Origin of the sequence: Ureibacillus sp. FSL K6-2830, assembly GCF_038004145.1 — a bacterium.
GTDB classification, from domain to species: domain Bacteria; phylum Bacillota; class Bacilli; order Bacillales_A; family Planococcaceae; genus Ureibacillus; species Ureibacillus thermosphaericus.
This window is the reverse complement of sequence record NZ_JBBOQR010000001.1, coordinates 1,953,205-1,967,500: the sequence shown is the minus strand read 5'-3', so window position 1 is coordinate 1,967,500 and position 14,296 is coordinate 1,953,205. Positions and strand designations below refer to the sequence as shown.

At 35.4% G+C, this 14,296-nt stretch carries 13 protein-coding genes; 4 read left to right on the top strand and 9 right to left on the bottom strand.

Going from position 1 to position 14,296, the window contains the following annotated elements:
• The first annotated feature begins 100 nt into the window (after positions 1-100).
• A complete protein-coding gene (locus NSU17_RS15945) occupies positions 101-343 on the top strand; it encodes an S-layer homology domain-containing protein (protein ID WP_445684093.1) in 243 nt (80 codons plus the stop codon).
• Positions 344-556: 213 nt separating this feature from the next.
• On the opposite strand, the gene guaA is transcribed toward NSU17_RS15945, so the two are convergent.
• The 7 genes from guaA to NSU17_RS09580 all read right to left on the bottom strand — a co-directional run bounded on the left by guaA (position 557) and on the right by NSU17_RS09580 (position 9,663).
• A complete protein-coding gene (guaA, locus tag NSU17_RS09610) occupies positions 557-2,104 on the bottom strand; it encodes a glutamine-hydrolyzing GMP synthase (protein WP_340704886.1) in 1,548 nt (515 codons plus the stop codon).
• 67 nt (positions 2,105-2,171) lie between these two features.
• Positions 2,172-4,343: a transglutaminase TgpA family protein gene (locus NSU17_RS09605; RefSeq protein ID WP_340704885.1), complete on the bottom strand. Its 2,172-nt coding sequence runs from the start codon at positions 4,341-4,343 to the stop codon at positions 2,172-2,174.
• Entirely contained in the window at positions 4,340-5,524 is a 1,185-nt protein-coding gene (locus NSU17_RS09600) for a DUF58 domain-containing protein (protein WP_168412407.1), read from the bottom strand. Before NSU17_RS09600 ends, NSU17_RS09605 begins: the two co-directional genes overlap by 4 nt.
• On the bottom strand, positions 5,521-6,465 hold the full coding sequence (locus NSU17_RS09595; protein ID WP_168412406.1) for an AAA family ATPase: 945 nt from the start codon (positions 6,463-6,465) through the stop codon (positions 5,521-5,523). The genes NSU17_RS09600 and NSU17_RS09595 overlap by 4 nt, the downstream gene beginning before the upstream one ends.
• 347 nt (positions 6,466-6,812) lie before the next feature.
• The gene (locus NSU17_RS09590) at positions 6,813-7,160 is read right to left on the bottom strand and encodes a hypothetical protein (protein ID WP_096549759.1); all 348 of its coding nucleotides are present in this window, start codon (positions 7,158-7,160) and stop codon (positions 6,813-6,815) included.
• A gap of 199 nt (positions 7,161-7,359) precedes the next feature.
• Positions 7,360-8,193, bottom strand: a complete 834-nt coding sequence (nadE, locus tag NSU17_RS09585) for an ammonia-dependent NAD(+) synthetase (RefSeq protein WP_168412405.1) — start codon at positions 8,191-8,193, stop codon at positions 7,360-7,362.
• 9 nt (positions 8,194-8,202) lie between these two features.
• On the bottom strand, positions 8,203-9,663 hold the full coding sequence (locus NSU17_RS09580; protein ID WP_340704884.1) for a nicotinate phosphoribosyltransferase: 1,461 nt from the start codon (positions 9,661-9,663) through the stop codon (positions 8,203-8,205).
• Positions 9,664-9,887: 224 nt separating this feature from the next.
• On the opposite strand from NSU17_RS09580, the gene NSU17_RS09575 reads away from it, so the two are divergent.
• The 3 genes from NSU17_RS09575 to NSU17_RS09565 all read left to right on the top strand — a co-directional run bounded on the left by NSU17_RS09575 (position 9,888) and on the right by NSU17_RS09565 (position 12,453).
• Entirely contained in the window at positions 9,888-10,616 is a 729-nt protein-coding gene (locus NSU17_RS09575) for an ABC transporter ATP-binding protein (protein ID WP_340704883.1), read from the top strand.
• A 3-nt stretch (positions 10,617-10,619) separates the two neighbouring features.
• A complete protein-coding gene (locus NSU17_RS09570; protein ID WP_016838952.1) occupies positions 10,620-11,393 on the top strand; it encodes an ABC transporter permease in 774 nt (257 codons plus the stop codon).
• Between the two features lie 82 nt (positions 11,394-11,475).
• Positions 11,476-12,453, top strand: coding sequence for a proline dehydrogenase family protein (locus tag NSU17_RS09565; protein ID WP_016838951.1), 978 nt, complete (start codon positions 11,476-11,478; stop codon positions 12,451-12,453).
• A 52-nt stretch (positions 12,454-12,505) separates the two neighbouring features.
• Here NSU17_RS09565 and NSU17_RS09560 read toward each other — a convergent pair whose 3' ends face one another.
• Positions 12,506-13,114 (bottom strand): response regulator transcription factor, encoded by a 609-nt coding sequence (locus tag NSU17_RS09560; protein ID WP_026019112.1) that lies wholly within the window; start codon positions 13,112-13,114, stop codon positions 12,506-12,508.
• Complete coding sequence (locus NSU17_RS09555) at positions 13,114-14,241, bottom strand: sensor histidine kinase (protein ID WP_445684074.1); 1,128 nt, start codon at positions 14,239-14,241, stop codon at positions 13,114-13,116. The genes NSU17_RS09560 and NSU17_RS09555 overlap by 1 nt, the downstream gene beginning before the upstream one ends.
• Positions 14,242-14,296: the final 55 nt, after the last annotated feature.

Below are 14,296 nucleotides of genomic sequence, written 5' to 3'. Positions count from 1 at the left end.
TCTCAAATTCTTGTTTATTAAGTTCATCGCTAAAGTTTCGATAATTTTCTGATCGTTATCCACGAGCCATTACACTTTTGACCGAATGAGTTAATCAAACATTTCCCTTCGTCTTTCACCAATAATTTCCAATAGGACTAAAGCATTCCAATTACAGGGGAAAAGTGATCTTCCATTCACAGACATCTCCCCTTCATATGAGCAATACAAAAACATCGAAGTACTTTACCATCATGAAATTACAACAGGAACAACTCCGACAACTTTTGATCCGTACGCTCCTGTAACGAGACAACAATTTGCAACGTTCATCATGCGTTCGCTGAATGCATCTTCGAAATAAAGACCGCATTTGAAGGATTATTCAATCACTGGATTGGATGATCCTTTTTATTTTTTTGTGATGTAAATAAGAAATATCAATACTATATTTCATACATGGCCAAATCTTTTTCTGCTTTGTACAAGCAATAAAAAACACAAAAAAACTTTCCTTTATCCATGAAGAACTGGATAAAGGAAAGTCGATTGTTGATTCATAAAGCAGGTATTCTGTTTACTCCCACTCGATTGTGCTAGGTGGCTTAGATGTAATGTCAAGAAGTACGCGGTTTACATGTGGCACCTCATTTACGATACGAGTAGAAATTTTTTCTAACACGTCATAAGGAATGCGTGCCCAATCACTAGTCATACCGTCAACGGAAGTTACCGCACGTATACCAACCGCATAATCATATGTGCGTTGGTCTCCCATAACACCTACAGATTTAATGTTAGGCAATACAGTGAAGTATTGCCAAATTTCACGATCAAGGCCAGCTTTTGCAATTTCCTCACGTAAAATTGCATCGGATTCACGAACGATTTCTAGTTTCTCTTCTGTTACTTCTCCTAATACGCGAATAGCAAGACCTGGACCTGGGAATGGTTGACGCCAAACAATCTCATCCGGTAAACCAAGCTGAGTACCTAGTTCTCGAACTTCGTCTTTGAACAATGTTTTTAATGGTTCAATTAATTCAAATTTCATATCTTCTGGTAAGCCACCAACATTATGGTGAGATTTAATTGTTTGAGCAGTTGCTGTACCAGACTCAATGATATCTGTATATAAAGTTCCTTGTGCTAGGAAATCCATATCATTCAATTTGCTTGCTTCATCGGAGAATACATAGATGAACTCATTTCCGATGATTTTGCGTTTTTGTTCAGGGTCTGTTACTCCTTTTAATTTGTTCATGAAGCGTTCACGAGCGTCGATTTTAATGACTTTCATTCCGAATTTACCTTCGAATGTTTCCATTACGCTCTCCGCTTCACCTTTACGAAGAAGGTTGTGGTCGACAAACATACAAGTCAATTGGTCTCCAATTGCTTTATGAATTAATACCGCAACAACAGATGAATCCACACCACCTGAAAGGGCACATAATACTTTTTTGTCGCCTACTTGTTCGCGGATTTTTTTGATTTGTAAATCAATGAAATTTTCCATTGTCCAATCGCCTTTTGCGCCACAAATATCAAATACGAAATGACGTAAAATATCATTTCCATGAACAGAATGATGCACTTCTGGATGGAATTGAACGCCATATAATTTCCGTTCTTCATTTTGCATTGCAGTAATTGGGCAACTTGGACTCGTTGCAATTGTTTCGAAACCTTCAGGTAATTGAGTTACAAGGTCGCCGTGACTCATCCAAACCACTTGCTCTTTTGGAAGGTCGCCGAACAATGGATTGTCTTTTGTAATTTCAATTTCTGCCTTACCATATTCACGAGTATTTGCGCTTTCTACCTTACCGCCAAGAGTATGGGCGATTAATTGCATACCATAACAAATTCCTAAAATCGGTAAACCTAAATTAAAAATCTTTTCATCGACTTTAAAAGCATTATCGTCATATACTGAATTTGGACCACCTGAAAAAATAATCCCTACCGCATTCATCTCTTTAATTTCTTTAGCAGAAAGTGTGTGAGGCAAGAGCTCCGAAAATACACCAAATTCACGAATTCGTCGGGTAATTAATTGATTGTATTGACTTCCAAAGTCGAGAACAACGATTTTTTCTTGTTCTTTTAATTGAGTCGTCACGATTTACACCTCTTCTATATTTACTGCCTTATAATTTTTTAAATTTTACTCTTACTCATATATAAAATCAACTACTAGTGCGATTGATTAAATTTTCCCAACATTCTTTCACTTTTCCGTAGTCAATTTGCTGTTTATTACCATAGATATAATTTTCGTAGGCTTCCGTAATCTGTGACATATGTGTAGAAGAAAATATTTCATCAACTTCTTTCGCAAAAGATTGTAACGTTTGACCTTCTTTCCTCTGCAATCCGTTTAATTCCAACACTTTCAACAGTCTCAAATAAATGATTTCAAAAGTTGCTTCATTAATAGTTTGATGTTTCAGCCACCGACTATACAATTTCGGCATCCATCTTTTGCGGAAAATAAATAATAGTATACTCGCCATAACTATTCCAATAAAGGCAATGTTTAATATAGGTCCGATATGGTTAAGCCAATTCTTAAAACTCGTAAACTCAGCATTATGTTGTTTCATTTCCTCATTTTGTTCATCTTTTAGTTTGTCAGGTTCCGTATCTTCATCTACTGTTAACATATCATCCTGATAAGCATCCGTTTCAAAATCGTAATGAATGTTACGATTTGTAGTAAAACCAATTGTTGGTTCAAATGGAACCCATCCAACCTTTGGAATATATGCTTCTACCCAAGAATGAGCATCGTTGTTTGTAATTTCATATGTTTTTAAATCACCGTCACTTGCAATCACTTCGCCTCCAGCAAACCCTTTAACCCAACGAGCTGGAATCCCCACCGCTCTCAGCATGACAACCATCGCTGTTGAGAAGTTGTCGCAATAACCGATTTTTGATTCAAACAAAAATTGATCAACGTAATCTTGTCCCTCATCAGGAACAGGCACCCCTTCCGTTTCATAGCGGAAGCCATTTAAACGAAAATAGCTTTCGATTGCGCGAGCTTTATCATAATCACTTTCTTTCCCCTCAACAATTTCCTTTGCCAAATCAATGACTCTTTGAGGTAGGGATTCTGGCAACTGTAAATATTTTTCCTGAATGCTAGAATCAATGGGTTGTTGAATTGTTGAAGTCAAATCGCTATATAAATACTCCGGAGTGCTATACTCAACGTGATACAAAAACTCCCCAGCATAATCTGTAGATATTTTCTCCGTTTCAAGATTCATAATCAGACGAATTGGGTTTTCCACGTCTGTTCTTGCATCGATGGAAATAAGTCCATACGGTTGAATAATAAAATCGTATGGGTATCTTAGTTCTATATGGGCAAATTGCCTTTTTTCATCAGGTCCCACTGGTAATGAGTGAAAATGATGAATCGGCTCTCCAAGTGGAATGGATGCCAATTCATCTGAATGCGACGTCTCCCAACCTTTTGACGTGTATACATCTTTTGTTTCAACCCGCCAATATTGCTTTGTCGTAGCATGAGCAATAAAAACAACTGTATCATCCCCAACGAACGATCCTCCTAGTTGGGAGTCATCTTCATCATAACCGATTTTTTTCACAGGGCCGCCCAACCCATTTCCTTGTCCTGCCATAGTTTTGATATACGGAACAGGATCTGGCCATTGTGGGGATGCTTTCGGCAATAACGCCCCTACCAATACAACCATTCCTATCATCAGCAGAACAGGTAATGCAAGTTTTAAATAGTTATACCAATTGAACGATATACCTGATTGCAACATGAGCCTTTTCACAAACAAAAATACCATCATTAATAATCCAAGCAGCACGACTTTAACAATGGCCGTCGTCCCATCGTAATCAGTAAATGTATCTAAAATACCAATGAATACTACCGTTAACACAAGGAAGTAAAAAATATTCATTCTTACCGTTAACCAATGATGCACTAAATAAACAAGCATCCAAATGAGAATAAAAAATAAAATAGATTGGAAAGAGTTCGTTATATGAAAAAATTCTCCTTGAAACATCAAAGCAAAATTGTACAATAATTCATTCAACAGAAACTGAATACCTTCATTTGAAAAAATCGATAAATCACTATACACATAAACGATAAACCATGAAATATAAGATATTTTCACAATCCATGAAATAAAAATTGGTAAACGGAACAAACTAATAGCGAGGCACAGAGCAATAAATAACAAGATTAAATCCACATACCCTATTCCTGTAACGCTCATGATAGGCGTCAACCATTCCCGTAATATAAAAAAAATAAGAACGTAATATAGTGCAAGTTCTATTGTTTTATAAGCTCCATTTTTCACGGTTTTATCACCTCCGTGAAGACATCACTAAACCTCTCTTTTGTAATTGGTATAATAGTTACGTTGAAAAACTCTTCCCTCGCTTGTCCTATTTCTTGTTGGGATGACAAGACAAAACAAATAATTCCTTTTGTCTTTTTCGAGTGATTCATAAAGAAATTTCTTAACGACTCTGTTAATTCACCTGTAAAAAGCAGCATGAAAGAATCGAGTGTCTTGCCCTCTCTCGTTAATATCCATTCTATATTTTTTGAATCAATCGCTTCCACCAACGATAGTTGTTTCATAATATTTCCAAATTGACTTTGTTTCAGTTGTGGATAAAAAACTTGTTCATCTCCTGCAATGAAAAATGATACTTCACCATGATTTTTTACAATGGTTTGCAAGACTGATGCTGCTAATTCCACCACTTCTTCAAAATGTCTTTTCACAGTAGCATCTAACACAAGCATTACTTCATGGCTTTGCTGCACTTCAAAGTCTTTCGTCCTTAACGTTTCATCCTTCGCAAATGACTTCCAATGAATCCAAGAAAACCGGTCGCCAGCTTGATAATTTCTAACGCTTGAAACCAAAGTAGTATCTTTCAAGAAAGCAAAAGGAGCTAACACTCCACCTTGATCAATATGCCGTTGGAATTGGCGATATTTCATTTCCGTTATTTTTGGATATACTATTACCTTTTGTTTTACATCTACAAATTTATGTCGTACCGTCCAACCAAAAAAATCGGTAAAAGTAAATTGTAATGTTGAAAATTCAATAACTCCTCGCTCTAATTCAGGTATCTCATACGTCCAATGAAAGCTTCTTTTAAATCCCGCAAAAAAAATGTTTGAACACCCTTTAGACTTTGCAACAATATCATCTTTCAGTCCAATCTCCCTTACTGTTACAAATGCTAATGGAAACCATGTTTTATTTTTAAAATGAATTGTGACGGACGCTCCATCGCCTCTCACTAGTTTGGTAGGGTGGATTTCCCTCTTAACTTCCTCTATGCGTACAGGAATAAAGTTGAGAACTAAGGAATAAAGCAAAAATGGAATTAATGTGTAAAATAAAAACCAACTGACAAACCCACCTTGAAACATGGCATAACTGAAGGTAATTAGAATTAATAAGATATTGACGATAAAGCGACCGATCTTGCTGAATATTCTGTTCCAATAACTCATTTTTCTACAAACCTTTTAATAGGGATGACAGACTTTGTAATGATATTGTTTAGAATTTCATCCACCGTTAATCCTTCATAGCGTGCCTCCGGTTTTAAAATAATGCGGTGGCTGAAAACAAAGGGAGCTAAGTATTGTACATCATCAGGCTTTACAAAATCCCGATTGTGTATTTTCGCATATGCTTGACATGCTCGCATTAATGCAAGAGTTCCCCTTGGACTAACTCCTAAATATACATTTGGTTCTTCCCTAGTGGCTCTAGCCAACTGAACAATATAGCCTTTTACCGAATCATCTACATAGACGTTTTTCACTTCGTCTTGTATCGCTAACAATTCATCTATTGTAATCACTGGTTCTAAATTTTGAATCGGTGCTGATTTTTCAGCTCTTCTTAAAATTTCTATTTCTTCTAGTGCTGTTGGATAGCCCATATGAATTTTCATTAAAAATCGATCTAACTGTGCTTCTGGTAAAGGAAATGTGCCTTCGTATTCTATCGGGTTTTGTGTAGCCATGACAAAAAACGGTTTCGGTAACTCAAACATTTCTCCATCGATGCTCACCGATGATTCTTCCATGCTTTCAAGTAAAGCCGATTGCGTTTTAGGAGAAGTTCTATTAATTTCATCTGCTAAAATAATATTTCCAACAATCGGACCTGGTCTAAATTCAAATTGCAATGATTTGGGATTATAGATTGAAACGCCAATGACATCAGAAGGTAACAAATCAGGAGTAAATTGAATTCTTTTGAAATCTGCGCTCACGGATTTCGCAAGAGCACGCACCATCATTGTCTTCCCTACTCCTGGCACATCTTCAAGCAGTACATGTCCACTAGCAAGCAATGCGACAATGCTCAATTCTGCGACTTCTCGTTTTCCAATCATTACTTTCTCAATATTTTTGATTATCATTTCAATTTTTGGATGCATACATAAATCCTCCTGATCTTTGAGTAAAAGTCAGAATTTACACAAAATAACATAAATAAAGCATAAACGAACCTTCAGTTAAAAGACAACTAATTACAATTTAAAAAAGTTAAGATTATACATTAGTATAGTTTCCACCTTTTACCGAAAAATTAAACAAAAAAATGAACCGTCTGAAATGATTTTGAGACGGCCCATTTGCGATAAGGATAGCAAATATAGAAGGTGCAAAGGTTTATAAAAGACACGAGGTGATGGAACGTTTATACTTTATGGATAAATCCTTCCAAAATATATTTGTTATTGGCTGTAAAACATTGCTCTTCCATTTATTTTATATCTTGTTTTCAAATAGAAGTGCGGTAAGCGCGGATGAGAACTTTCTTATTTCTTGCCCTCTTGATTTTCTCTTTATGTTGTAATAATCTTTTTCGCATTTTTTCCATCGATTCACCATCAAATTGTTGCCCTACAATAAACATTCTTTTTGCGTTGCGATTTAAAACCGTATTGGATAAGCGTGATTGAACAGCACTACTTTTACTTCGATTTTTCCGCTGTTCTCGAGGATTCTTCGAAAACGGATGATTTCCTCTTCCTTCATCCATCACTCGAAATACTTGTTCATTGTTTGTGTGTAAATATTGCTTCGAATAAGTGCTACTCGCAACAGGTTGAATACGAGAAGTTCTCAATGCGCTCACCTCCATTCCCTGTTTATTTACCAACTTTTTTATTATATTATCGGAATAAATTGATTAAAATGAAATTTTACAATATGAAATTTGTACTAAATTTATATTTTTATTTTTTCGTTCCAATACATTTAATGCATATAAAAAAGAATTCGCTACAAATAATGTATGCGAATTCTCTTCATAAAATGATGTTCATTTACTTCCAAAAATCATCAAAGATTGTGATAGGTAAATGACGTTTATGTTTTGATCGTAAGTAGTGGCCTTCAATTATTTTTTTTGCATCCTCCGGAACAGCTTTTCCTTCTAAATAATCATCAATCATTTCATAAGTAACCCCAAGAGCTTCTTCATCTGGTAATAGCGGTCTTTCATCTTCTAAGTCGGCTGTAGGTGTTTTCATATATAAATGTTCAGGACACCCTAAATATTTAAGCAACTGTTTTCCTTGGCGCTTATTTAATCGGAAAATCGGAACTAAATCGACTCCACCATCGCCATATTTTGTGTAAAAACCTGTTATTGCTTCAGCGGCATGATCCGTACCAACAACAACCGAGTTTGTCATCATCGCAATGGAATATTGCACTTTCATTCGTTCACGTGCTTTTTCATTTCCTTTTGCAAAATCGCTCAAAATAATTCCCGCTTCTTTCAATGCTTCAATACTAGCGTCTACCGCCTTTTTAATATTAACTGTAATAACTTTAGTAGGTTGGATAAACTTTAACGCATCTTGAGCATCTTGTTCATCCTTTTGTTCACCGTAGGGAAGGCGAACCGCGTAACAAGAATATATTTGCTCGCCAATTTCAGCATTTAACTCATCCACTGCGATTTGAGTCAGTTTTCCAACTAGTGTTGAATCTTGCCCACCGCTAATTGCGATGACAAATCCTTTAACAAACGGATGTTTCTTTGCATATTCCTTCAAAAAATCAATGGATTTTCGAACTTCTTCTGCTGGATCTATTTTTGGAAGTACACGCAACTCTTCAATAATTTGTTTTTGTAAACTTTCCAAGAGCATCCCCCTAAATTATTCGATATTTTCAATCGCATCGCGAATTTCTTGAATCTTTTGCATTTTGTTATCCCAACATTTTTGGCTAAGGTCAACAGGATATTCTTCAGGATTCAGAGAGCGTTTATATTCATCCCATAATAATTCTAGACTTTCCTTTGCATATTGTTGCATTTCCATCACTGAAGGACTTTCATATACGATGGCACCTTCATTGATGATTTGTTTATGTAATTCTCTCGCTTCGAAGTTTGTAACAAATTTTGAAATAAACGTATGCACTGGGTGGAACATTTTTAAACGCTTCTCTTCTTGCGGGTTTTCATCCGCCATTGTAATATAGTCCCCTTCTGCTTTTCCGTTTTCTTTATTCACAATGCGAAACACTCTTTTTAATCCTGGTGTCGTTACTTTTTCAGCATTTGAAGTAATTTTTAATGTATCTTCCATCTCACCTAGCTCATTTTCAATCGCGACCATTTTATATACAGCACCTAATGCCGGCTGATCGTAGGCAGTTATGAGTTTCGTTCCAATTCCCCAAGAATCCACTTTAGCCCCTTGAGCTTTTAAGTTTAGGATGGTGTATTCATCTAAATTATTGGATGCAATAATTTTCGTATTAGTAAAGCCAGCTTCATCTAGCATACGTCTCGCTTCTTTTGATAAAAAGGCAATGTCGCCGCTATCAAGACGAATTCCGACGAAATTGATTTGCCCTTCTAATTCTTTAGCTACACGTATTGCATTTGGTACGCCTGATTTTAACGTGTTGTAAGTGTCTACTAAAAATACACAATCTTTATGACGTCTTGCATAGGCTTTAAAAGCTTCGTATTCATTTTTATAAGCTTGGACAAACGCATGAGCATGGGTACCTGATACAGGTATATTAAATATTTTCCCTGCACGAACATTGGAAGTTGATTCAAAACCGCCAATGACTGCAGCCCGTGCTCCCCAAATAGCTGCATCCATCTCTTGTGCACGGCGAGCACCAAATTCTGCAGCAGCTTCTTCCTTTACAATTTGCTTTATACGGCTCGCTTTTGTTGCAATTAATGTTTGAAAATTAATAATGTTTAGTAGGGCTGTTTCTATTAGTTGAGCTTCTGCTAGGGGAGCTTCGATGCGAACAATCGGTTCATTAGCAAAAACAACTTCCCCTTCAACTACTGAATACATGGAACCTGTAAAGCGTAAAGAACTTAAATAATTGAGAAATTCCTCATCATATCCTAACTCTCGTAAATAGGCCAAATCTGTTTCAGTGAAACGGAAATTCTTTAAGTATTCAATAATCCGTTCAAGCCCTGCAAAGATGGCATATCCATTCCCAAAAGGAAGTTTTCTGAAAAAAATTTCAAATACAGCTTTTCTATCATGAATACCGTCTGCCCAATAACATTCCACCATATTGATTTGATATAAATCTGTGTGCAAAGTTAATGAATCATCCTTATATATTTCTTTCATTAGGAACTCCTTCTTCCATTATTCATTAGTCCTAGTATACACTATTCCATTATTCTAATCGAAATTTTAAATAAATTATATTTAATTATTATAAACATCCTTTTTGTAATAACACATATAATTTGTAATTATTTTTCTTTTGTTCTATATAAAAGTTATGATGACCTTAGCATCTTCACATATCACTTATTGACCATTATCAACATTTTGAATAGGAGATTGTTATGACGCAACCTTTGGAAGTTACCATTCATTTTGAACACGTTCATTACGAAAAAAATAGTTCTTTCATATTAAAAGATGTTACCGGCGATTTTTACAAGGGAAAAATTACAACGATCGTAGGTCCATCTGGAGCAGGAAAAACTACCGTTCTGAAAATGTGCAATGGATTAATTTCACCAACATCAGGGGATATTATAATTGATGGCAAGAATATTAATGAGTTCAGCCCGACTTCCTTGCGTCAATATGTTGGAATTGCCCTTCAAAATGCTCCTTTAATTAGAGGAACAGTATATGATAATTTAGCTTTACCAATGACTTTACAAAACAAATTGTTATCGGAAAAGAAAGCGATCTCAACCTTAGAAGACGTTTCATTAGATATGAATATTTTATACAGAGATGTCCATAATTTATCTGGTGGACAAAAACAAAAAGTTTCGATTGCTAGAACATTAATGAACCAACCAAAAATACTCTTATTAGATGAAATCACATCCGCTCTCGACCCAACATCAACAAATGAAATTGAACAACTAATATTAAGCATTAATAGGAAATATAACGTGACAATCATTTGGATCACACATAACTTGAGGCAGGCAAAAAGAGTTGGTGACTATACTTGGGTGATGATGGGTGGGGAGCTCGTTGAAAGTGGAGAAAGCAGCTTGCTTGATCATAGTACAAACAAACGAATTCAACAATTCGTAGAGGGGAAGGCGTAAAACATGACATATACTTCCCTCGCATTGACTCTTGCGTTTGTACTCATCCCACTCATCCTTTCCAAAACATTAAAATTAGGTTTGGAAAAGGACACAATCATCGCAACCGTTCGATCTGTTATCCAACTATTTTTTGTCGGTTATGTATTAAAATTTGTCTTTGATTCCGAGAGTTTTTTTTATATTATTTTAATGGTGCTATTGATGATCACGGTAGCTACACTAAACGCCCGTAAAAAAGGAAAAAATATCAAAGGAATTACATGGAAAATTGCTTTTACGTTGATTGTTATTGAAATAGTGACTCAAGGGATTTTGATTGGTTTTCAAATTATTCCGCCTACCGCCCAATACATTATTCCAATCAGCGGGATGTTGCTAGGAAATTCCATGGTGTTGTCCATTTTATTTTTAAACCGGTTTACAGCAGAAATTGAGGCAAATGTAGAAATCATAGAACTGATATTATCTCTTGGTGGCACTCCTAAGCAAGCCATTCACAATCAATTGATAAATGCTATTAAAACAAGCGTAATCCCTACCATTGAAAGTCAAAAAACGATTGGCTTAGTACAACTACCCGGAATGATGAGCGGTCAGATTATCGGTGGTGCCGATCCAGTGCAAGCAGTGCAATTCCAACTATTAATTTTATTTGGCTTACTTACAACAGCGACTTTGTCCAGCATTTTAATTGGTTTCTTAAGTTATCCAACGTTATTTAATGAACGAATGCAATTTATCACACATAACTTGTCACAAAAAAATAATGATTAACAAGTATTAACTGAAAGTATTATAATTCTTGTGTGATATAATGAACTTAAACTACAACTTATATGAAAAGAGGAGATCATCTATGCCAGTTTTACGAGATTTTTTCATCGCATTATCAGAAAATCAACTTTTAAATAAAGCCGCACAAAAATACGGTTTAAAACTCGGTGCACAAAGCGTTGTTGCTGGTACAAATATCCCTGAAGTTATTGAAAGTATTAAAGAGCTAAATGCTCACGGCATTTCTTGTACTGTGGATGTACTTGGTGAGTTTGTTAACGAACGTTCAGAAGCGATTAAAGCAAAAGAATATATTATCGAAACAATTGAAGCTATTCATGAACATGGTGTTGATGCACATATCTCAATTAAACCTTCTCAACTTGGTTTAAAAATTGACTTCGATTTCTGTTATGATAATATCATGGAAATTGTTGGAACTGCACACAAATATAATATGCACGTGAATTTTGACCAGGAAACTCACGATTTACTTCAACCAACATTCGACTTAATGGAAAAAGTATCAGAAACTTATGATAACGTTGGTACTGTTATTCAAGCATATTTCTTTAAATCAAATGAATACGCGGAAAAATATAAAAATTACCGCCTTCGTATTGTAAAAGGTGCTTATAAAGAATCTCCAACTGTTGCTTATCAAGATAAAAAAGATATTGATTTAAACTTTATTGAAATCATTGAATACAGCTTGTTGAATTGCAAATTTACATCAATTGCAACTCATGACCATAACGTAATTAATCATGTTAAACAATTTGTGAAAGACCATAATATTCCAAAAGATAGATTTGAATTCCAGATGCTTTATGGATTCCGTAAAGATATGCAGTTAGAATTGGCTAAAGAAGGCTATAATTTCTGTACTTATGTTCCATTTGGTTCAGACTGGTACGGATACTTCATGCGCAGACTTGCGGAACGTCCACAAAACATCAACCTTGTAACAAGACAAGTATTCAATAAAAAGACAAACACAATTATTGGTTTAATGGCTGCTGCCTTTGCATTAGGCCGCGTTACAAAGAAAAATAAATAATTAAATATAATGAAGGACATAACAAGCAAAACGTTGTTATGTCCTTCATTTTTTATTTATTCCATCCTTTTTCTTTAAAGCGAGAAATGGCTTCTATTCGATTTCCAACCCCAAGCTTATCTAAAATAGTGGAAATGTAGTTTCTTACAGTTCCTGTTGATAAATATAGTTCGGCAGCAATTTCCTTTGTTGTTTTTCCTTCTGCAACAAGCTCTAGCACTTGGCTTTCTCGTTCAGTTAATGGATTTTCGCTTTCTTCATCATATACAATATCAACGAGTTCTGGAGCATAAATTCTTCTTCCTTCCATAATGACTCGAATTGCATTTACTAACTCTTCAATCGGACTATCTTTTAGTAAATATCCTCTTACTCCCGCTTTTCTTGCTCGATCGAAATAACCAGGTCTTGCAAAAGTCGTTAAAATGATAATTTTACAATCTGTTTTTCCATTTAATTCTTCAGCAGCATCTAAACCGGTTTTTACTGGCATTTCAATGTCCATAATGCAAATATCTGGTTTTAATTCATTGACAAGTCGCACTGCTTCTTCACCATTTTTTGCACGCCCAACTACTTCCATATCATCTTCCATGTTTAATAGTGAGCTCAACGCTCCAAGTAGCATCCCTTGATCTTCAGCTATCACGATTCGAATCATCATACACTTCCTTCCTGATGAGTAATAGTAAGGGGAATGGTAATTGTTAATTTAGCTCCTGGATTATTTTCAATAGTTAACGTGCCGTTAATAAATTCTAATCGTTCTCGTATCCCTTTTAATCCATTCCCTTCATATCCAACTTTTTTATTGAGTCCTTTCCCATCATCTTCTATCATCATCATCACTTCATTTTCATTTTGTTGAATTTCGATTTTGCAATGTTTTGCACCGCTATGCTTTACGATATTTGTTACTGCCTCTTTTAAACACATGCTTAACACATTTTCGACTAATATCGGTATTTTCAGTTTATGGACATCCCCAATCAACTGATAGTGAATCTCAGCAGCTTGTAACATTTCCTCTACACGTATACATTCATCGCTCAACTTCACCGCTTTCATATTGGAAACGAGCTCCCGTACTTCCTTTAATGCAATTCTCGCCGTATGTCGTATTTCTTTAATTTCTTGAATAGCCGCTTTCGGATTTTTTTCAACAAGCCTACTTGCTAGGTCGCTCTTTAATCCAATCATGGATAGTTTTTGCCCTAATGTATCATGCAAATCCCTTGCAATTCGCTGTCTTTCTTCGTGGATGATCAGTTCTGCAATCCGCTCCTTTGCATTTTCCAACTCGCCTTCCAAGTTTTCCTGCTTATTTCGGTTATAAATGGCAATCGGTAAAATGACTACCCCCACTACGGTGATAATGATAAAAGGGGTCTGGTCAAGAAACGATTCCAATTCGATGAAATAGCCGGCTACGATTGATAAAATCGTAAATCCAATATGTAAACCGTACATGATATAAAATCCGACAGTGCTTTTTATATTCCCAATAAAGAAGGAAGTAAATAAAGCCAAATAAACATAACCATAAAATAAGGTCATGATGATATTCAGCACCATATCAAAACTGACCCACATATATAGGAGTCCGTTTTTCGACTGGAAGGAAAAATAATAAAATAAAAAATAGAGTAAAATGATGACTACGCCGAAAAAAATCTGGATGTGAGATAATGTACGAACAAGAAAATAGAAAGGCAAAATACAGAATATAATCCATATATATATACTGATCCATTTACTTTTTGGAAAAATCATGTACCAACTACGCATTGCTTTCATCAAGTCCTTTTTCTATTCATTATACATCACTACCGTCGCATAAATA